At 38.9% G+C, this 18,606-nt stretch carries 18 protein-coding genes and 1 pseudogene; 10 read left to right on the top strand and 9 right to left on the bottom strand.

The genetic code is table 11. The annotated features are described in order from the left end of the window. Positions 1 to 514: 514 nt before the first annotated feature. Positions 515 to 2,908: a helix-turn-helix domain-containing protein gene (locus tag Q0612_RS08995; protein ID WP_298883651.1), complete on the bottom strand. Its 2,394-nt coding sequence runs from the start codon at positions 2,906 to 2,908 to the stop codon at positions 515 to 517. Between the two features lie 522 nt (positions 2,909 to 3,430). Between Q0612_RS08995 and Q0612_RS08990 the strand changes: the two genes are divergently transcribed. Both Q0612_RS08990 and Q0612_RS08985 read left to right on the top strand, forming a co-directional pair. Then, positions 3,431 to 3,790, top strand: coding sequence for a hypothetical protein (locus tag Q0612_RS08990; protein WP_298883649.1), 360 nt, complete (start codon positions 3,431 to 3,433; stop codon positions 3,788 to 3,790). A 209-nt stretch (positions 3,791 to 3,999) separates the two neighbouring features. Next, complete coding sequence (locus tag Q0612_RS08985; protein WP_298883647.1) at positions 4,000 to 4,245, top strand: hypothetical protein; 246 nt, start codon at positions 4,000 to 4,002, stop codon at positions 4,243 to 4,245. 139 nt (positions 4,246 to 4,384) lie between these two features. On the opposite strand, the gene Q0612_RS08980 is transcribed toward Q0612_RS08985, so the two are convergent. The 6 genes from Q0612_RS08980 to Q0612_RS08955 all read right to left on the bottom strand — a co-directional run bounded on the left by Q0612_RS08980 (position 4,385) and on the right by Q0612_RS08955 (position 10,126). Beyond that, positions 4,385 to 5,524 carry an ABC transporter substrate-binding protein gene (locus Q0612_RS08980; RefSeq protein ID WP_298883645.1) on the bottom strand — a complete coding sequence of 380 codons (1,140 nt, stop codon included), beginning with the start codon at positions 5,522 to 5,524 and terminating at the stop codon, positions 4,385 to 4,387. 403 nt (positions 5,525 to 5,927) lie between these two features. After that, positions 5,928 to 6,185, bottom strand: a complete 258-nt coding sequence (locus Q0612_RS08975) for a hypothetical protein (RefSeq protein ID WP_298883643.1) — start codon at positions 6,183 to 6,185, stop codon at positions 5,928 to 5,930. Between the two features lie 211 nt (positions 6,186 to 6,396). Continuing rightward, positions 6,397 to 6,729, bottom strand: coding sequence for a hypothetical protein (locus tag Q0612_RS08970; RefSeq protein ID WP_298883641.1), 333 nt, complete (start codon positions 6,727 to 6,729; stop codon positions 6,397 to 6,399). Between the two features lie 21 nt (positions 6,730 to 6,750). After that, positions 6,751 to 7,320, bottom strand: a complete 570-nt coding sequence (locus Q0612_RS08965; protein ID WP_367181725.1) for a recombinase family protein — start codon at positions 7,318 to 7,320, stop codon at positions 6,751 to 6,753. Between the two features lie 681 nt (positions 7,321 to 8,001). Beyond that, positions 8,002 to 8,382, bottom strand: coding sequence for a hypothetical protein (locus Q0612_RS08960; protein ID WP_298883627.1), 381 nt, complete (start codon positions 8,380 to 8,382; stop codon positions 8,002 to 8,004). A gap of 109 nt (positions 8,383 to 8,491) precedes the next feature. After that, entirely contained in the window at positions 8,492 to 10,126 is a 1,635-nt protein-coding gene (locus Q0612_RS08955; protein ID WP_298883624.1) for a MobA/MobL family protein, read from the bottom strand. A gap of 521 nt (positions 10,127 to 10,647) precedes the next feature. Between Q0612_RS08955 and Q0612_RS08950 the strand changes: the two genes are divergently transcribed. Beyond that, positions 10,648 to 11,418 (top strand): transposase, encoded by a 771-nt coding sequence (locus Q0612_RS08950; RefSeq protein WP_298883621.1) that lies wholly within the window; start codon positions 10,648 to 10,650, stop codon positions 11,416 to 11,418. Continuing rightward, positions 11,349 to 12,236 carry an IS3 family transposase gene (locus Q0612_RS08945; protein ID WP_298883618.1) on the top strand — a complete coding sequence of 296 codons (888 nt, stop codon included), beginning with the start codon at positions 11,349 to 11,351 and terminating at the stop codon, positions 12,234 to 12,236. Before Q0612_RS08950 ends, Q0612_RS08945 begins: the two co-directional genes overlap by 70 nt. 103 nt (positions 12,237 to 12,339) lie before the next feature. Here Q0612_RS08945 and Q0612_RS08940 read toward each other — a convergent pair. Next, positions 12,340 to 12,792: pseudogene (locus tag Q0612_RS08940) on the bottom strand (ABC transporter substrate-binding protein); the annotation flags it as partial. A gap of 263 nt (positions 12,793 to 13,055) precedes the next feature. Between Q0612_RS08940 and Q0612_RS08935 the strand changes: the two are divergent. Together Q0612_RS08935 and Q0612_RS08930 are read left to right on the top strand one after the other, a co-directional pair. Then, entirely contained in the window at positions 13,056 to 13,307 is a 252-nt protein-coding gene (locus Q0612_RS08935; RefSeq protein WP_298883615.1) for a type II toxin-antitoxin system RelB/DinJ family antitoxin, read from the top strand. Then, positions 13,304 to 13,684, top strand: a complete 381-nt coding sequence (locus Q0612_RS08930; RefSeq protein WP_298883612.1) for a type II toxin-antitoxin system death-on-curing family toxin — start codon at positions 13,304 to 13,306, stop codon at positions 13,682 to 13,684. The genes Q0612_RS08935 and Q0612_RS08930 overlap by 4 nt, the downstream gene beginning before the upstream one ends. A gap of 83 nt (positions 13,685 to 13,767) precedes the next feature. On the opposite strand, the gene Q0612_RS08925 is transcribed toward Q0612_RS08930, so the two are convergent. Then, a complete protein-coding gene (locus Q0612_RS08925; RefSeq protein WP_298883609.1) occupies positions 13,768 to 14,307 on the bottom strand; it encodes a flavodoxin family protein in 540 nt (179 codons plus the stop codon). Positions 14,308 to 14,486: 179 nt separating this feature from the next. On the opposite strand from Q0612_RS08925, the gene Q0612_RS08920 reads away from it, so the two are divergent. The 4 genes from Q0612_RS08920 (at position 14,487) to Q0612_RS08905 (ending at position 18,251) form a co-directional block, all read left to right on the top strand. Further along, positions 14,487 to 15,158, top strand: a complete 672-nt coding sequence (locus Q0612_RS08920) for a DUF1638 domain-containing protein (RefSeq protein WP_298883606.1) — start codon at positions 14,487 to 14,489, stop codon at positions 15,156 to 15,158. A 108-nt stretch (positions 15,159 to 15,266) separates the two neighbouring features. After that, positions 15,267 to 16,394, top strand: coding sequence for an AAA family ATPase (locus Q0612_RS08915; protein ID WP_298883600.1), 1,128 nt, complete (start codon positions 15,267 to 15,269; stop codon positions 16,392 to 16,394). A gap of 448 nt (positions 16,395 to 16,842) precedes the next feature. Continuing rightward, the gene (locus tag Q0612_RS08910) at positions 16,843 to 17,283 is read left to right on the top strand and encodes a DUF4869 domain-containing protein (RefSeq protein ID WP_298883594.1); all 441 of its coding nucleotides are present in this window, start codon (positions 16,843 to 16,845) and stop codon (positions 17,281 to 17,283) included. An 8-nt stretch (positions 17,284 to 17,291) separates the two neighbouring features. Next, a complete protein-coding gene (locus Q0612_RS08905; RefSeq protein WP_298883591.1) occupies positions 17,292 to 18,251 on the top strand; it encodes a translation initiation factor 2 in 960 nt (319 codons plus the stop codon). Positions 18,252 to 18,606 lie beyond the last annotated feature (355 nt).

Raw genomic sequence — 18,606 nt, 5'->3', positions numbered from 1 at the left:
GGGTTTCTCTTTTTTTGCAAAGCTCATATTTGTTGATTACGGGAATGCTCCTTTAATTAAATTATCAATTGGAAAAACCAAAAGTTGCTTTCATTATATAATGGAAAAGCTACAAAATGTTATTCATAATTAAAAAGACTAAAAGTTTTTTGAAATAATTTCAAGGAATATAATATTACTCCTGTGGTCGATTACTGCAGAGAATGTCGTAATATTATTTGATATTGCGACTTCAAATATAAGAGTTATGTCTCTGGAATGGAGAGTGTTTTGCTGCATTCACATTTGCTTTAATTTTAGATGAATTTTTACTAAAAATGTTTTAAGATTATCCCTAGTAATGGCGTCTAATGTTGTGATTGAGTGAAAATGATGCTAATAAAAATTTATGGATAGAAATAAACCTTTGAAAGTAAGCGTCAAACAGTCGTATAGTACAGACAATTCAAAAAAAGCGCAGGAGCCTCGTTGCACCTGCGCTTTTTAAAATTAAATCAATATGTTCTTAGATAATTTAATCCTTCAGTAACCAAGCAACCTTGTTAATAAAGCTTTTAGGCTTTTCTGCTTCAACTTCTTTAACGACCTCAACTGGTATCTGTTTTTCGATTACTCTTTCTACTATACGTTCGGGAGCCGCAATATCATTACGATGTTCAACAAAATCGTAATCAAAAAAATTTTTAGCCCAATCTAATTTGATACGTACTTTGTTGCCGACAGCTGTAATGTTACCATATTGGTTCATAGCATCAGAAAACTCTTTGGCTTTAGATTTGCCATCAAGTCCTTCAAATACTTTGAACAACAAATTATGAGAAGTATCAAGGCTCCAGTCACCAAACTCAAAATCATCTATAAACTTTTTCTTACGTTCATCAAGATTACTCATGCCATCTCTAAAGAAAGATGAATCATATACCTTGATGTAACTAGCATCATCAATAGAATCGTATTCTTCAAAAATATCTTTCAATACTTCGGATCCGAGTTTGAAAATATCTGGAATATCCTTATTTTTGCTTTCACTAGAATATCTGATGTCATTTAATTCCTTCAGCAGTTTCTGAAAACGCTTGGAAAAACGGCTGTAAAAGCATTTGTATAAGTCACCGGTAAGATTATTCAAATTGGAAATAAAGGAATTTACCTTCTGGTTTCCTGAACCATTATTGCTGATATCAAGATTGAATAAAACAGAGCGCTTAACAATATAATCCGAAATCTCGAAATCATCATTACAGGTAAAAATTACACAAGAACAGGGATGTTTAAAAATCTCCGGATTTTTGATGCTACCTTCATAGTCCCTTGCTCTGCCTTTGGTCAACTCATCAATTACAACAGGAAAACCCTGTCCGCTAAGCATAGCTGGGATCAGGCCTTCTTTAGGGGAAACGTTTTCTGATTTACGCATCAGCCCTGACATTTCATCGAAATTAAGTTTGTACTGACGAAACATCAGCTTCAAAAGAAAGCTGCAGAAAGGAGTCTTGCCAGCAGATTTAGGACCTCTTAAAATCAGATAGGCTGGGAAAGAATATGGCGCAACACCATTGCCAGATAACTTAATACAAAAATGCATAAAAGGAGAGATAAAACCATAGACAACAGAAGCATAATACTTCTCGGTTGCAAGATTAAGGCTTTGTTTAAGACTACCGACAAAACTACCGTTATGATAACCTGAAAAAAAGTTTTTAAAGATTTTAATATCATTAATTACCTTATCTTCTTCATAATCAGCATCAAAGGGCTCATTATTGAAAAAAGCTTTCATGTCTGGTTCTATACGGAATTCAGGATATGCCATAGATTTTTGCTTATGCTTATAAAAAGAAAGCTTATAGGAATCAATAACATTTTTGCATTTTTCTGGGGAAAGTTCAAAGCAGTTTTTTGTATTTGTCTTGCTTTCGAAGAAGTTTTTATCCATGCTTTCCTTACATTTATCCAAAATTGCTTTCATATTTTCCTTATTGGTGGCATAATAGCCATCGAAGTCTTCTGCATCATCTTCTATGTTTGTATCAACATATATGGTGTTTTTTGTTTCAATAACGCCAACAATAATAGGATTATCAGATACAAGATTTTCAGAAGTAAGCTTTTTTAAGCGTTGCGGATCAATTTTGCACATTGTATTTTCAAGAAAGGAATCATACCTGTTATAGAAATAATCGAAAGCTTTATCGTCATCGTCGTAAACAATAATATTCTCCTTCTGCTTACCGGAATAAGCTTTCAGGGACATATTAGCGCTGCCGGTGATAACTCTTACATTATTATCACTGTCATTCCATAAGATATAGATTTTCTCGTGGCTCAGTGCATTAGGATTAGCTATATAGATATTCAAGCTGTTATCAGAAAGCCTTTGCTTCAGATAATCAACATACTCAGGTTCATTTCCTACAAGAACATTGATGATGGCATTGCTGTCCATAACGAGCTCTTTCATATAAGGCATACCGTCAAAGACTTTCTTATTGCCAAAAATAATATCAACTGATTTAAAAGAGCACTCCCGGATCATCTTTGCAATAAATGCTGCACTAGAACTGAACGTAATTACGCGCATATTATCGAATCCGACAAAAAGCTCTTTATAATCGTCAATACTAGCAGTTGATTCAATCTTTGAATAACAGATATCTATTTTTTCCGGTTCTTCAAACATATTTATAGAGGTTTCATTCAACATTGTCTGTTTAGTAGATAAACTATTAATAACCTCAATATCTACATTATATAAATCCGCTAGTTCTTTTTCCATATAGATACTGAGGCCTCTTACGCCGCGTTCTATTTTCGAAAAAGTTGAAATGTCAATGTTTAATTTTTCAGCAACTTCTTTTTGTGTTAATCCATTACTTTCTCTAAGCTTTTTTAAACTGTTTTTTATCATAAGCAAATCACCTCTTAATTAATGCAAAAATAAAAGATATAATAAAATTTTATTAAGTCGTTACTTTTAATTATACACGTAAGCTTATGAAAAACAATGGCCAATTTGGCCACTTGATTTTGAGTGGAATCAAGTAAGACCAGTTGAGGCAGACGTTGGAGCGTGACATACGGAAAAATGATGATTACTTAGTTTTAAAGAGAAAAGCAGACATACCTACGATTTTAAGCATTGTAGGTATATCCAGCGAATGTCCTATAACAAGACGATTACGTAGCTGTAGAGGATAACACTGCCATCATAGTTCATTCAGGATTCTAACGGTATAGTAAAACTGCAAAGAAGTTATGGACATTGCTTTTTGTTCGCTTTTATACATCAGGGATTTTTCTTATAATTTATATGTAGGTTATATTTTTACTTTGAACGATGCTGGGGCTGAAAGCTATCTATATCCGCATCAAATTCATTACTTTTGGGAGGCATTGAACATGCTTAAAGATGGTTTTATGGAATTTTTGTATGGTAATATTTTTGCTGCAGATTCTGCTTGCAGGCCGTTGTATATTCTTTTTAACAGGAAGTTTGCCTTTAGCGTCTTTGAAGAAAACATTGAATGTTCTTTTTGAGAGAGCGACTTTGGAATACAACCTCATTTATTCATTCGACTTGATGATGTTCACGCTTGATAAAGGCAAGATTGTAGGACAATTCTACGTTGACGGCATTACCTGTGAAACCGATAAAGAAGAGCTGGATGTGAAAATCGAGAAGTGTTATGAAGAATATCTTGTGCCGTTCATGCAAGAGCATGAGGCGAAAGGTGATCTGGACAACTGCAAGATGCAGATAACGCTTCTTCCCCATGCTGCAAAACAGTAGTAAAGGATTTTTGTAAAGCGTAAAAGGTTAGCTATTATGTCGTGAACGAAAAAAGCAAGAAATCAGTTATATAACAGGATGACGGAGGTAATTGTTATGGACAAGAAAATTGAATTTGTTGACTTGCTGTGTGCAGCTTGCATTGATAGCGATAAGCCGGAACTGCCTTTGGCAGCCAAGCCGTCTTAGATCTGATCACGGAAGTGCTTATGAAAAGCTGGAACGCAAAGCCTCGCTGTGGTAACGCATGTGGCATCTTTATCGATGTCATCGAAGCTGGTGCAGAAGAATCTTTGAACAGCTATTTTGCTTCCGGCAGTATTGATGAACCTTTGACTCAGAGATGGCTGTCTGAACGTTACGAGAACGCGATTAAGCCTTTTATTGAGGAACATGAAGCTCTTGGAGACATGGAAAACCGGACGCTTAGACTGAGCATTGCGGAGCTTCCTTAAGCTTTTTATTTTGATGACAGGTTGCTCGAAGGGCGCAAGCAGGCTTTAAGTAAAATTAAAACAGGCTGCCACCTGAATTGTTTTGGTGACAGCCTGTTTTTCAATAAATCGGCTGGGAGAACCGATGTTAAGAGGGAAATCAGGGTTTTACAGTTGTGCGGTAAGCCTGCTTGCCATCTTTGAATTCAATGATGGTTACGCTTTTTACTGCATCGTGCTTATCGTTTAAACCAAGAGAGCCGGTAACAGCGTTGAAGGCTTTAGTTTCAGCCAAGGCCTTAGCAACTTTAGCCGGTTCAGCAGAGCCTGCGCGTTTAATTGCATCAGCTAAAAGCTTGATACCGTCATAACCAAGCACTGCAGGAGCGTCAGGCTTTTTGTTGTATTCTTTCTCAAAAGCTGTAACGAAGGCTTTGGATTCAGCAGAGTCGGCATCAGCAGAGTAGTGGTTGGTGAAGTAGGTGTTGTTTAGAGCAGCAGCACCGGCGATTTCCGGCAGTTTGGGGCTGTCCCAGCCGTCACCGCCGACGATAGGCACATCAATGCCTAATTCACGTGCCTGTTTAACGATTTTGCCAACCTCTTCATAATAGCCGGGAACATAAATTACTTCCGGATTAGCTGCTTTGATTTTGGTCAGTACAGCTTTGAAATCAGTATCCTTTTGCAGATAAGCTTCTTCGATAACAATGCTGCCACCGTTGGCGGTGAAGGATTTTTTGAAGAAATCTGCTAAGCCTTTGGAATAATCACTGCTGTTATCTATATAAAGCGCTGCTGTTTTTGCCTTCAGCTCGTTGCTGACGAAGTTAGCGCCAACAGTGCCTTGGAAGGGGTCGATGAAGCAGACGCGGAAGGTGTTCGGCTTGGTGCTGCCATCTTTGGCAACGGTTACGGAAGGATTAGTTGCGCCAATTGCCAGATAAGGGTTTTTAGCTGTTTCGCTGATATTGCAGGCAGCGATAGCACTTGAGCTTGTAAAAATACCTGCTACCATAGAAACCTTATCCTGATTAATGAGCTTGCTCATTGCGTTGGCAGCTTCGGCAGGTTCGCTTTTCGTATCTGCTTCTACGAGAGCAATTTTTTTGCCGTTGATACCGCAGTTAGCGTTAATTTCTTTGACAGCCATATTAAAGCCACGCATCATCGAAGTTCCGTAAGAATCGTTATAGCCCGTCATCTCGCCAATGGCGCTGATTTTAATGGTGTCGCCCGCAGCCTTGTCACTGCCACAGCCAGTCATGAGCAGGCTTGCAGCGCAGATAGCAGCTGCCATGGTTTTGAAAAAGTTTTTACATTTCTTTGAAATCAGCTCCTTTAACTTTTTTAGCTTGACTAATATTGAGAAGATATATTAGCAGGTGAATATAGACATGTCTGGAAAAAAGAAGAAGCCTGGCTTCGCATTTCTGCGAAGTCGGGCTTCTTTGCCATGCAATTGTCTATGTGTTTAGCATGATACAGATAAGTGTAAATATCAAGATAAAAATTAAGGTACGGATGTAGAAATACAGTACACAGAAGTAAATGATATCAAAGTATGTTCTGTTATAATAAATTTATGTAGTACTTGCTTGCGGCAAAAATCTTTAGATTTTATTCCTCTGGTGTACCCCAAATTTGGATATATTCGTCAACAGTAAAATTCTTTTCAGTCCAATCCTTTGCAAACGTCTCCGTTATAGGAAGGAAGTGCCTGATCTTGTCATAATCAATTTCATGCTGCAGGTGCTCGGGTAAAACACAATTAAAATAGTAGTAGGCATCTCCATAGCTGGTATCATGTTTGATTTGTTTGGGAGAATACAAGAAAAACTCACCATTTTTTTCTTATACAACTCTTCAATATAATCTCCCCAATACCATTTTTCTTTAAGGGTTAACATTTTTTGTGCAGTTTCAGTGTCGTAAAGTTTACCTTTAATAATAATTTTCATAGTTAATATTCCTTTCGAATCAAAATAAAATTAATCGTGAAAAATGAATAATCTTAAATCATTATATCAGTCCTCCTGGCAGAAATAAGTAGCTGTATGTAGTTGTTACAAATATTTTAACTCAAAATAAGTTAGCAAAAGGTTAACAGAATGTGGGGTTTTGCTTGTTTTACAAAAAATATTCCGATTCGCGTTACTGCAGTATTACTTATTAGTAATACAAAGCAATCATTGTACGACTTATATCGTTATAGTCGTCAGGCAACTTGTCGATAATATTGCTTATAGTTTTACGGATGTTTTCCAGTTTAGTAACTGGTTCGGGAAAAAGCAGTTCTTGCCAGAAATCAAAATCATAATTTGAATTACGTGATGTCCCGAAAATTAATTTTTTAGGATGGTATTCATTTTCACTCAGAAACGAAAAAATCGTGTCTAGCATTACAAAGACTTCTTCCTGTAGCTCAGCTTTAGAAATGCTTGAAAAGAATGTTGTATCACCAGTAATTGACTTCATAAAATTATTGTTGCTTTGTGTTTGCATAGCAAAAAAACTCCTTTGGGTTTATAGTTTTGTTTTTCGGCGGTACCTCACTAACGTGGCTTTGCTGATTCCTGTCATTGCCTCCACCTCGCGATAAGTGTAACTGTCAAGTAAGGATATAGCCAGTTGAATTTTTTCGCAGGGAAGAGGGGGCCTTCCCTCCCGAAAACCAGCTTTGGTTCTGGCAACTTCTTTTCCTGCTTGGGTACGCTCAATGATCATATTGCGCTCCAACTCAGCGACGGCAAGCAGCGTTGTGATAAAAAAATTCCCCATGCTTGTGTTTTCCAGAAGTCCTATGTTGAGAACATGGACCTTAACATCTTTTTTAAATAATGCTCGTATAAGCTCGATGCCTTCGCTGACATTTCTCGCCAGGCGGTCTAACTTGGTAACCATAAGTGTATCGCCTGGTTGAAGCGAGTCGAGCAATTTTTGCAGTTTTGGTCGGCTAGTAGTTTTACCGGTGTACTGCTCAGTAGTGATTGTAATTGCACCGTTAGCTGTGAGTGTTGTAGTTTGTTCTTCAATTGAATTACCGTGTAATTGTTTTTTGCTCGATACGCGCGCATAACCATAAATCGTAAAAATTCCTCCAATCCTACAATCGTTTTGAGTATAAGTTTTGAGCACGCTGCAATCGCATGAATGCGTCAGGGCAAGAGCGTCATCATAACTCAAAAGTTTTGAGTACAATACTACTTTTTATGAATTTTATAGTGGCAGGTGTCATGTATTAGAACGAGCTTACCAATGCATTCTTCTGCAAGTAAAGGTGTTTGAAAGTAACAGAGCTCACAATTGGGGCTCATAGTGTAAGTGTAATTATTCCTTTGAGGGCAATGAATCATAATTTCAGGATTAGGTGATTTGCAAAAATGGTCGTACGTGTTGTGATGGATACGAGATTTGAGTTTGATATCAATAAGTTGCTTTCCGCAGACAGGACATAAACCATGTTGGCGAAAATAAAGACGTTCACGGATAAAACGATTGCGTGCACAATGCTGGAAAGCAAGAAACTTTTCTTCATGTCCTTGTGCAATATGAAAATCTTTCATGGCTTTATAGGGAATTGTTGGTGTATGTGGCTTTGGTAAAAAAATCATGTTGTTATATTCCTTTGATACGTATTTTAATAGTAGACGTATTGACTTGGAGAGGTGTATCTGCTAGCCTTGGCAGGCAGTCAGCCATCATATGGGCTCGACTGCCAAAGGCTGAAAGAGCAGATGCACAGAGGCTCAATGTCAATATGTCGTAGGACTACTATTATTTTCTGTCATTACTCTCATGCCAAATCTGTGCAGCAAATTTCTCATTGCGCAGATTACGTTCAAATAGGCATTCTGCTTCATTGGGGAAGCAGCCACAATTCATCAAGTCAGCGCAAGCTTTGATACAGTCTTGGTATTTTGGTGAAACGAAGCAAAGTTCAAATTCGATAATTTGATCGTCAGCGTGATAGACAATTTCACAGGTGGTACAGATTGTTTCAATATGGTAAGCAGTACCAGAATATGTAATCGACATCATTGTTTCGATTTCTTCGGCTAACGTTGTGTCCTCTGGCAGACTCCAGATAACCTGCATACTGAGAAAGCTAAGTTCTTTTTTTATGGTAGTTTGCTCTTGATTATACTCTTTGTTCATTTTAGAGATCTCCTTATAAAATAAAATTAATTACACTTTTTTTATACGCAAAAAAAGCTGCTGGCGAATTGTGAGCAGCAGCTTTTAGGGCGTATTTTTTATTTTGTTCTTATCTTTGATAATCGTTTACTTTTCCTTTAAATTTGCTTTGCGGTTCTTGCATTTTTGGAGATACAGGTTTCTGCTTGACAGGGAAGTAGGAAGCAGATTTTTCGTCCAGTTCTTTGATTATCTTCTTTAATCTCGTCATATCAGGATACTCTTTTTCAGTGATTTCCTTAATGAGTTCTTTAGGTAACTTTTGGTCTTGATTTAGTTTTGCAAGTTTAATCAGTTTGTTCAGTTCCTGTAAGATTTCTTTAAGATCCTTATTCTGATTATTTTTTGCTATCGCTTGGGTTCTTGCTCTTACTGCAGATTTTTTTAGACGTGTTATTATGTAGTCATAGCGTTTTTTTGCAATAGGAGTCTGGTTGATTTCTTTGATTTCGTCAACAAGTTTCTGCATGTATTTTGAACTGGCTTGCATTATGAGTTCCAGACGGTTTTGGGTTTTATCGTCCAGTCTGTTTGCAGCAGCAAGAGTTGATTTTTTTGCTTTTGCCCGCTGATAATCAAGCTTGGCTTGCTGGTATTTTTTTGTTCTGCCACGATTGATGATGTTGTTGATCATCAGACTCTGCGTTTCTTTATTTGCGTATATTTTGTTATACAGATTGATGTACGCAGAGTTGCTTGCGCTTTTGTTCTGAACCATAAACGCGATGCTTTCGATCGCCTCTCGGAACTCTTTCCCGCTGATTAGCTCATCAACTTTTTCCAAAATCTTTTTGGCATTTTTCTGCGTCAGCTTGAACTGATATTTGAGCTTTTTGACCTGAAGGCTGACTCGTTCCAGTAAAACTTCAGCAGCAGAAAAGTCGGTGCTGATGAGTTTCTCGAATGTCGGCCAATTGGTCTCTGATGGTATAATAGGTACCGGTTGGGTACGGTCGATTATGTTGTCATCTTCGATAATCTTCTGGATTTTTTTCCATTGTTTTGTCGATATTGTTTTTACAGGATCCCTGTCAAAAAACTCTGCGCGGTCTTCATCTCCGGCTTTCAGCGCTTCTTCTTTTTGCTTCTCAAGGGTAGCTCCTGAGACGCGGATGTCGAAGCCGTTGCGCTCATAACCGGCGTTTATTGCTTCTGCGATTTTAGCTCTGATTTTATCAATTTCCGGATTTTTAGTTTTTCTTCGACAGTCATTTTTCCTGTCTTTTTGATATCCGCCTTTTTCTGGTTCAGATGGATTATATCTTCTGAAATATAATTCTCTAGACTTTTCTTTTAAAGCAGTGTCTTGGATTCGTTCGCTGTTCATTAAATGCAGATGTATGTTTTGCACGTTTGCAGTTACAGCTTGTTTGTTATGGATTGCCCATGTTCCTGCTTTATGGTTGCCGATAATTTTATCTTTGATGTCCCGAGAAATTTTTATATTCTCTTCGATACTGAGTTCGCATGGGAGCATAATAATGAATTGCTTAAAAGTTATTCCATTGTTACGTTCATAGCAATCAGCAGCTTCAAAGAAAGCTTTTGCATTAGGGGCCCATGATGGTAAATTGAAGTCTTCTTGGGCAACTAATTCTTGCCTTAAGGTTTCCGATTTGTATTTTCCATTACGGTTAATGTAATCACATTTATCTGCTGCTTGACCTTTATGTCCATTGCTGAGTTTCACACAATAAGTAGCCATTGTGCTATCCTCCTTTCTTTGAAAATTAGGTTAACTAGAAGATATCTGCTAGACTTCTTTAGTATAAAACTTTAAATGTTAACAAAACGTTATTCTTGTGAAAAACTTTAAAGTTTCTTTGCGAAAAAAATTATAGCAAAAAGAGAAACGCGTAATCGGACAGTAAAGGCACTTTTTGGGTGATTTTTGCTGTAGAAAATCAGCCCATCAGAAAAGTGACTTTACGTTTAGTATGCTTCACTCCGCGTGATTTTTTTGTTGCGAAAAATCACGTGGAGAAGCGAACCTGTTGAGTGTTTTCTCCGTATCCTGCCGAGCAGCCAAGAGACCTGATGGGCAGAAGAAACGTAGCGTTTCTTATGTACTTTTGAGTAAGCGAGGCGGGATACCGACAAGCAGCAGGATATACAGTTTTACGAGTGCGTAACTTTTTTTCCGCGATTAAATCTTGCTGTTGTGTTATCATTAACATAGCAGCAAGATATTTTTTAGATTGAGCAGAAGATGGAGGAATTAAGAAGATGGAAAAATATATTAGCTATGAAAAGATGTCGAAAAAACAGCAAAAGCTAGTCAACGCCTCCAAACGAGGCAGTTGGGGAAATGTGAAGCCGATTACGAAGGTTAAGGAGTCGGCGAAAGTATATAATCGTAAAAAGCAGAATTCCCAAGGCTGTGGCTATGATATGTACCCCCAATACTGGACACCCAGTATTGGGGGTATTTTAATGAAATACAGCTATAAGTTCAAAAGACAGTGTGTAGAATTATATCGACAAGGGAAATGGCCTGAAACGCCTAAAGATATACCAAAAAGAAATTTCCATAATACAATTCGAATTTGGGCTCAGATAGAAGATAAATGTGGTCCAGAAGCATTACAACATAAAAATCATAGCAAGATTTGGTCACCAGAAGAGAAATACGAGCTTGTAGCCAAAGTATTAGCTGGTGCGTCAAATAAGGATACAGCTATTTCAGTAGGAATTAACGATGGTCTCTTGTATCAGTGGGTTAGATGCTATAAAATTAAAGGGTATCAGGGATTGGTCGCACAACGAAAAGGACGACCACCCAAGGAGCCTGAAATGAAGAAAAAAATAGAACCGGCAGAACTTACTCCATCAGAACGAGAAGAAATGATTCTGCTCAGAGCAGAAAATGAGCGCTTGAGAGCGGAGATTGCTATTGTAAAAAAAGAAATCGCCTTGAGAGAAGAGAGATGCGCAGCGCAACTCAAGGCGAAAAAGCTGCGCTCGTCCAAAAACTGCGTGAAGAAGGGTACCAACTGAAGTATTTGCTGGATGCGATTGGAATGTCGCGTTCAACGTACTATTACGAGCTTAGCAAGACAGATAAAGTCAGCGAACGAAATGCCGACTTATCATCCGAAATTATTGTTATCTTCAACGAGAACAAAAAGCGATATGGTGTAAGGCGCGTACATAAGGAGCTTCTGAATCGAGGTTTTCGTGTAAATCACAAGCGTGTCCAACGAATCATGAAACAGCTTACCTTGTTTGGAAAATGTCCCAAGGAAAAATACCACTCCTATAAAGGTGATGTTGGCAAAGTTGCTGATAATATCATCAATCGAGATTTCAATACCGAAAAACCTTTGCAAAAGTGGACAACCGATGTATCGCAGTTCAATCTGCCTTGGGGCAAATGTTATATTTCTCCGATTTTGGATATGAACAGCAATGAAATAATCTCTTACAATCTTTCTCTACATCCAGATATGGCGCAAATAAAGGACATGCTGAAAAAGGCATTTGAACGTTTTCCTTCTGTAAAAGGTCTTGTTATGCACTCAGATCAAGGATGGCAATATCAGCACGCATTTTATAGGAATGAACTGCAAAAGTATGGAATCATTCAATCAATGTCTAGAAAAGGTAACTGCTATGACAACTGCATTATGGAAACTTTCTTTGGCAGATTAAAAAACGAGATGTTCTACGGATTTGAAAAAGATTACCCTTCGTTTGAATTTTTTTCAAACGCTATAGCTGAGTACATCGATTATTATAACAACAAAAGAATTCAAGCTAAAACAAAATGGATGCCTCCCTCTAAATTTAGGAAAACATCCATGATGCAAATATAATTATTCAATTTTTAAGCGGTGTCCAGAAAACTGGGTAAATATCACTTGTGATAGCCTCGCTTTTTTTATAAATCGGCTAGTAGAACCGATATTAAGAGGGGAATCAGAGTTTTACAGTTGTGCGGTAAGCCTGCTTGCCATCTTTGAATTCAATGATGGTTACGCTTTTTACTGCATCGTGCTTATCGTTTAAACCAAGAGAGCCGGTAACAGCGTTGAAGGCTTTAGTTTCAGCCAATGCCTTAGCAACTTTAGCCGGTTCGGCAGAGCCTGCGCGTTTAATTGCATCAGCTAAAAGCTTGATACCGTCATAACCGAGTACTGCGGGAGCGTCAGGCTTTTGGTTGTATTCCTTCTCAAAAGCTGTAACGAAGGCTTTTGATTCAGCAGAGTCGGCATCAGCTGAATAGTGGTTGGTGAAGTAGGTGTTGTTCAGAGCAGCAGCACCGGCGATTTCCGGCAGGTTGGGGTTGTCCCAGCCGTCACCGCCGACGATAGGCACATCAATGCCTAGCTCACGTGCCTGTTTAACGATTTTGCCAACCTCTTTTCCAAAAGATTAAAGCTGAAAAAAGGGAAACGGAACGAGGCAGTTGGGGAAATGTGAAGCCGATTACGAAGATTAAGGCGTCGGCAAAAGTATATAATCGTAAAAAGCAGAACTCCCAAGGCTATGGCTATAGCTTCGGGGGTTCTGCTTTTTTGGGCGGATGGCGCCGGCTCGAAGGAGTTGCACTTGCAGAATCTACGTATCCAATATAGAGAAATTTGACTTTGCACTAACAATGTAATATAATTGTAATGCAAGGAGGCGATGATATGGATACTAATATGACGTTTAGAATGGATTCCGATGTTAAGGCAAAAATGGCGGAGATTTGTGCTGGAATAGGGATGAGCCAATCTACTGCTTTTAATATTTTTGCGAATGCTTTTGTTCGTGCCAAGGGTATGCCGTTTCCTGTAACTTTAGAGAAGGGTGAGGAAAAAATCTCTCGTGCGCAGATGTTGTCTGAGGCAGATAGCATATTAGATGATTTTGCTGCTGATTATAAGAGGATGGCAGAATGATTTGGGTTAGTGCAGATGATGTTGTTGCACTTCATAGCAAAATCATAAAAAAAACTGGTGGTATTGATGGGGTAAGAGATAGTTCTGGTTTAGAAGCTGCTGTAGCAGCACCGCTTCAATCATTTGGTGGTGAAGATTTCTATCCGACAACTATTGATAAAATAGCTCGTTTAGGTTATGGTTTGGCGGCTAATCATGCTTTTATTGATGGAAATAAGAGAATTGGAGCATTAATGACTCAACTATTATTGCAATGGAATGGCTATCGTCTTGTATTAAACAGAGGCGAATTGGCTGATATGTTTATTGCCATTGCTGATGGTTCTGCTGGTGAAATTGAATTGTTGGATTGGATTAACAAGTGTATTCATAGATAAGCAAGATAAGTAAAAATAGAAGGCTGACGCTTCGCATTTACGCAAGGCGTCAGCCTTTTTGCTGTTCAATATGAGGGGAGCGGTTAAGCCTTAAGGCCGAGCTCGTAAGCCTCCTGCAGCTTGCTGCTGCCGCTGATTTCGCCTGCAGCATTGACTCCGCCGCAGAAAAGGCTGCCGGCTAATTTAGCCTTTTCGTAGCAGTCAATCCATCCCGTTAAGCCTGCCAGTGCACGCTCAGGGGTATAGCTGCCGTTGTCCGCAGCAGTTGCCAGGAAGTATACCTCGCGGAATTTGTAATCCTTAGGAAACATGGAATTCATGCGGTCAATCAGCACCTTCATCTGACCGGCCATTTCGTAATAATAGATAGGTGTTGCCCAAACAACTACGTCGGCATTCAGCACAGCCTTGGTGATAGGCAGCGCATCGTCGTTAAAAATGCAGTGCCCCTTGCTTTGACAGGCCAGGCAACCTATGCAGAAGGCAATGCTTTTGCCCTTGAGCGATATATATTCAACCTCATGGCCTGCGGCCTCGGCGCCTTTGACGAATTCCTTGGCTAAAGCCTCGGAATTGCTGTTTGCTCTTAAACTTGTGGAAATAACTACAACCTTTTTAGACATTTGTTATCCGTCCTTTCCTTTGACTAATTTCCTGTTGTCTCTAGTATAATACTTGGAGTACAGTCTAAGTCAAGGGGGAGGAGGTTAATTTGCGTTGAGGCTTTCTTCTTAAAGCCAGCTTTTACTGTTCCTACTAGCGTGTTATAATTAAGCTAACGCTAATATGAGGAGCTGATATTATGGGCAAAAGAGCAATCTATTCCTGCATTACGCTGCAAAAAGAGTTGGAAAACACCATTAAGAAAATAGGCTTTGATGGCAAGGTCACATATCTTAATGTTGCGCTTCATAGCAATCCGCAGAAGATGCATGAAACATTGCAAAGGATTATAGACGAAAATACAGAAGCAGAGGAAATAGTTATCTGCGGTTCCGGTTGCGGCAAGGCTACGTGTGATTTGAAGGCCACAACCTGTCCTATTGCTGTGCCGCGCACTATGGACTGCATTGATGTTCTTCTGACCGGTTCCGGCATAAAGCGTCCTGACGGAGCGATTTTCATAACTAAGAGCTGGATGAACTTTATGAAAAACTCTACAATTGACTATGCCAAGCTTGTGCAGGAGCGTGGTCAGGCAGAAGCGGAAACCTTCCTGAAGCAGCTGTATAAGGGATTCACGGATTTTTATATCATTGATACAGGGACGTATGATTTGCAGGAGGTTGAAGCTTATATTATGCCTTTGGTGAAGCTTTTGGGAGGAACGCTTACGCGTCTGCCGGGGCCTTACAAGGTGCTGGAAAAACTTGTTTCTGGCAACTATGATGACAGCGTTATTGCGATACCTAAGGGTGGAACGATGAGCATTCATGAGTTTGATGGCCTGCGTCCTTGTACGATTAAGAAGTAGGGCATGAAGCACGGAAGTGAAATAAAGGCTTAACGTAAAGTCTATGCTTTAGCTTTTAATTATTTCATGGTAAAATGTATATAGATATAATTAAACGGAGGTTAAGCCATGCGTTATCCCATAAGCATTCAAACATTTGCAACAATTAGAAACGGTAATTACGTATATGTAGATAAAACTGATTTAGTATATCGCTTGGCACAGGAGCACGTATGCTTTTTGTCGCGTCCGCGTCGCTTTGGCAAATCTCTGCTTATAAGTACGTTGGATGCTTATTTCTCCGGACGCAGGGAGTTGTTCCATGGCTTAAAAATGGAAGCGCTGGAGGATAAATGGGATGTTTATCCTGTTTTTAGAATTGATTTTGCCAAGGGACGTTTTGATCTTGCTGGTGAACTGGAGAAGGTTCTGGAAGAATATGTGAGCAGTTGGGAAACTATATATGGCAAATGCGATATATATACAACTCTGAGCAGTCGTTTTCAATATGTTTTAGAGCAGGCAGCGGCGCGAACAGGGCATCAAGCAGTTATTTTGATAGATGAATATGACAAACCGCTTCTGGATGTACTGGAGGAAGACTTAGAAAATGTGAATCGCAGTATCCTGAAGGATTTTTATGGTACCTTTAAGGCTGCTGATGCCAGCCTTCGCTTTGTGCTTCTGACCGGTGTTACGAAGTTTAGTCAGATTACGGTTTTCTCGGGTTTTAATCAGCCGAATGATATCAGTATGGACAGCAGGTATGATGCTATTTGCGGTATTACTGAAGACGAACTGTACAGTGTTTTTGGTGAAGTAATCAGTGAAATGGCTTCTAAATTGAATTATACTGTTGAAACTATGAAAGCAGAGCTGAAAAAGCAGTATGATGGCTACCATTTTAGCAATGCTCTACTTGATGTTTACAATCCATTCAGTATTATCAATGCGTTCAATAAGATGGACATTGACAATTATTGGTATAAGTCAGGAACGCCAACATATTTGGTGAAGCTGTTGGAAGGGCATCATGTGAATATGCAGAAGCTGACTAGCAGGCCGTATGAGTCGCAGTATTTTGTTGATTATAGGGCGGATGCGGAAAATCCTCTAGCGATGCTTTATCAGAGCGGGTACTTGACGATTAAAGGTTACGACAGGCATTATAGGGAGTATACTTTGGATTATCCTAATGTTGAGGTAAGAAAAGGCTTTGTAGCTTTGATGGCAGAGGCGAATAAGTGCTGCAGCTAAGTAAAGCAACATGTCATAATTGCAAAATAAAAGGATGAGCTTTAAGCCTTGACTGTTCCAATTAGTAACAGGAACCAGGGCTGATAAGCTCATCCTTTTTTGAAGTGAATCCGTATCAAGGCAGGCGTCGGAAAAGACGTCGGTTCCGTGGGGCCTTCACTACATATACCTAATATTAGCTTTATTTGCTAAAGATGTCAATTGGTTTCACCTATAAGAGCATTATAAAAAATGAGACTAGCGGCTCCGGAAATGGTGGTACTGATTACTAATCGGCGTAAAAATCGGACAAACTATTCTCTGCTAAGCACAGGATAGCATTATAGCTGCTATGAAGTCAATGATGTAGTAAGCTGTAAACTTTGATGTAGCGAAAGTAGTAAAAAGCATAGTGTTTGTAGTATAATATTAGGAAAGTGAAAGAATACTTCTTTAGGGAGGTGTAAAAATGCTGAGTATTTACTTGGGTGATTGTGAAAACGAGATATACAATCCGCCATTATACTTTATAAATCAATATGAAGACTTTTGGTTGGAATCTGAATTGGCCAAAAAGATGATTAAGGATGTAGATAAATCAGAAGTAGTAGGCCCGCATTTGATTCAAAGTCCGGTGCTTGGACCAATATCGCCTCGCGAGTTGTCCGGTGGTGTCAAAACCTTGCTGCTATTAGCTTTTGACAACAGCGGAAAAATATTTAATGCAACAGCATGCGGTGATAACTGTGCTAAATGGATTCTGGAGATTGCCGAAAATAAGGATTTAACAATAAGCCTGCATCATAGTATGAATTTTGGCGATGGTGAATATGCCATTAAGATATTAAATAATGGTGTTGTCGTACATAATCAAGAGGAATGGCTTGATGTAGTGTATGATTTTTTGTGAGGTAGAGCATGAAGGGTAAGTATAGTGTTTTTGTACAAAATAACAGACTGCGCTATGAATTTACTATCTCCAGAAATATTACTATTATCCGTGGTGATAGCGCTACCGGTAAAACAACGCTTCTCGATTTATTAAATGCTTATGACAGAGATGGAGAGAGCAGCGGTGTTTTAGTAAAATGCGACGTTCCCTGTGTCGTTATCGGTGGACAGCGGTGGGAAGATAATCTGCAATTTATCCATAACAGCATAGTTTTTATAGATGAATGCAATAGATTTATTAAATCTGAGGATTTTGCTGTACGTGTTAAGGAGTCGGATAATTATTTCGTTATAGTTACTAGGGATGATTTACCGAATCTGCCTTACAGTGTCAAAGAAATCTATGGCATTCGAGAATCTGGTAAATATGCTGGACTGAAGCAGGTTTATAATGAGTTTTATTGCTTATATGGAGAGCTGGAGAATACTGAGCTGGCACAGGAGAGTCTTGTGATTGCGGAGGATTCTAACGCCGGTTTTGATTTTTTTAGCAGTTTATGTGATGGAATCGTAAACTGCATTAGTGCTAACGGAAAGTCAAATGTTTTTAAAGCTTTACAGGAGCATCGCGAAGAAAAGGTTTTGGTAATTGCAGATGGAGCTGCCTTTGGCTGTGAAATGGAAAAGGTTATGCAGTTAATAAGAATCGGCAGAAAAATAGCGCTATATTTACCGGAATCGTTTGAGTGGCTGATACTTAATGCGGGAATCTTTGATGATAGCGAGTTAAAGGCTATTTTAAACGACCCGAGTGAATATGTAGATAGTAAGGAATTTTTTAGCTGGGAAAGGTTTTTTACTGATTTGCTTGTGAAAAAGAGCCATGGTACATATCTGCAATACAATAAGCGAAGCCTAAATAAGGCATATTTGCAGGAAAAAATTAAGAATAAAATTGTTAATACTATGCCTTCTATAGAATTTTGAAGGACGTTTCAATTTAAAATTTTTCGTGCCAACAAAAAAGGCAGCTATTACACAAGCACGAAGCTTGCTGATAGCTGCCTTTTGTTATGCCCACTTGACAAACTGCTTTGACAAATATATCATATAGACCTTCGCCTTACGTAATCTACGGTTTCCGATTTCTTCAGCCACGCAGAAGACAGGTCTGAGCCTTCGGGAGCGACCCTGAGCTTCCTGCCCCTTTTGCCTGCCGCGGGAATGGCTACCTACAAATTTCACCCATCTTTCAGATAATTGCATTTTTATGGTATGCGTTAACCAGGTATTGAGCTACTTTTACCTCAGAATTCTGTTATACACGGATTTCTCCGCTTCA

This window comes from uncultured Phascolarctobacterium sp., assembly GCF_937920985.1.
GTDB lineage: Bacteria > Bacillota > Negativicutes > Acidaminococcales > Acidaminococcaceae > Phascolarctobacterium_A.
Note: the sequence above shows the minus strand (reverse complement) of the source record. Positions and strands in the feature narration are given on the sequence as shown.

What these genes read in the sequence shown, in the direction of transcription:
- Q0612_RS08925 (WP_298883609.1), bottom strand. Translation starts at nt 14,307, where the DNA reads ATGTCTAAAAAGGTTGTAGTTATTTCCACAAGTTTAAGAGCAAACAGC.
- Q0612_RS08955 (WP_298883624.1), bottom strand. Translation starts at nt 10,126, where the DNA reads ATGGCTACTTATTGTGTGAAACTCAGCAATGGACATAAAGGTCAAGCA.
- Q0612_RS08975 (WP_298883643.1), bottom strand. Translation starts at nt 6,185, where the DNA reads ATGAAAATTATTATTAAAGGTAAACTTTACGACACTGAAACTGCACAA.
- Q0612_RS08995 (WP_298883651.1), bottom strand. Translation starts at nt 2,908, where the DNA reads ATGATAAAAAACAGTTTAAAAAAGCTTAGAGAAAGTAATGGATTAACA.
- Q0612_RS08935 (WP_298883615.1), top strand. Translation starts at nt 13,056, where the DNA reads ATGGATACTAATATGACGTTTAGAATGGATTCCGATGTTAAGGCAAAA.
- Q0612_RS08990 (WP_298883649.1), top strand. Translation starts at nt 3,431, where the DNA reads ATGGTAATATTTTTGCTGCAGATTCTGCTTGCAGGCCGTTGTATATTC.
- Q0612_RS08930 (WP_298883612.1), top strand. Translation starts at nt 13,304, where the DNA reads ATGATTTGGGTTAGTGCAGATGATGTTGTTGCACTTCATAGCAAAATC.
- Q0612_RS08905 (WP_298883591.1), top strand. Translation starts at nt 17,292, where the DNA reads ATGAAGGGTAAGTATAGTGTTTTTGTACAAAATAACAGACTGCGCTAT.
- Q0612_RS08920 (WP_298883606.1), top strand. Translation starts at nt 14,487, where the DNA reads ATGGGCAAAAGAGCAATCTATTCCTGCATTACGCTGCAAAAAGAGTTG.
- Q0612_RS08950 (WP_298883621.1), top strand. Translation starts at nt 10,648, where the DNA reads ATGGAAAAATATATTAGCTATGAAAAGATGTCGAAAAAACAGCAAAAG.
- Q0612_RS08945 (WP_298883618.1), top strand. Translation starts at nt 11,349, where the DNA reads ATGCGCAGCGCAACTCAAGGCGAAAAAGCTGCGCTCGTCCAAAAACTG.
- Q0612_RS08910 (WP_298883594.1), top strand. Translation starts at nt 16,843, where the DNA reads ATGCTGAGTATTTACTTGGGTGATTGTGAAAACGAGATATACAATCCG.
- Q0612_RS08985 (WP_298883647.1), top strand. Translation starts at nt 4,000, where the DNA reads ATGAAAAGCTGGAACGCAAAGCCTCGCTGTGGTAACGCATGTGGCATC.
- Q0612_RS08960 (WP_298883627.1), bottom strand. Translation starts at nt 8,382, where the DNA reads ATGAACAAAGAGTATAATCAAGAGCAAACTACCATAAAAAAAGAACTT.
- Q0612_RS08980 (WP_298883645.1), bottom strand. Translation starts at nt 5,524, where the DNA reads ATGGCAGCTGCTATCTGCGCTGCAAGCCTGCTCATGACTGGCTGTGGC.
- Q0612_RS08915 (WP_298883600.1), top strand. Translation starts at nt 15,267, where the DNA reads ATGCGTTATCCCATAAGCATTCAAACATTTGCAACAATTAGAAACGGT.
- Q0612_RS08970 (WP_298883641.1), bottom strand. Translation starts at nt 6,729, where the DNA reads ATGCAAACACAAAGCAACAATAATTTTATGAAGTCAATTACTGGTGAT.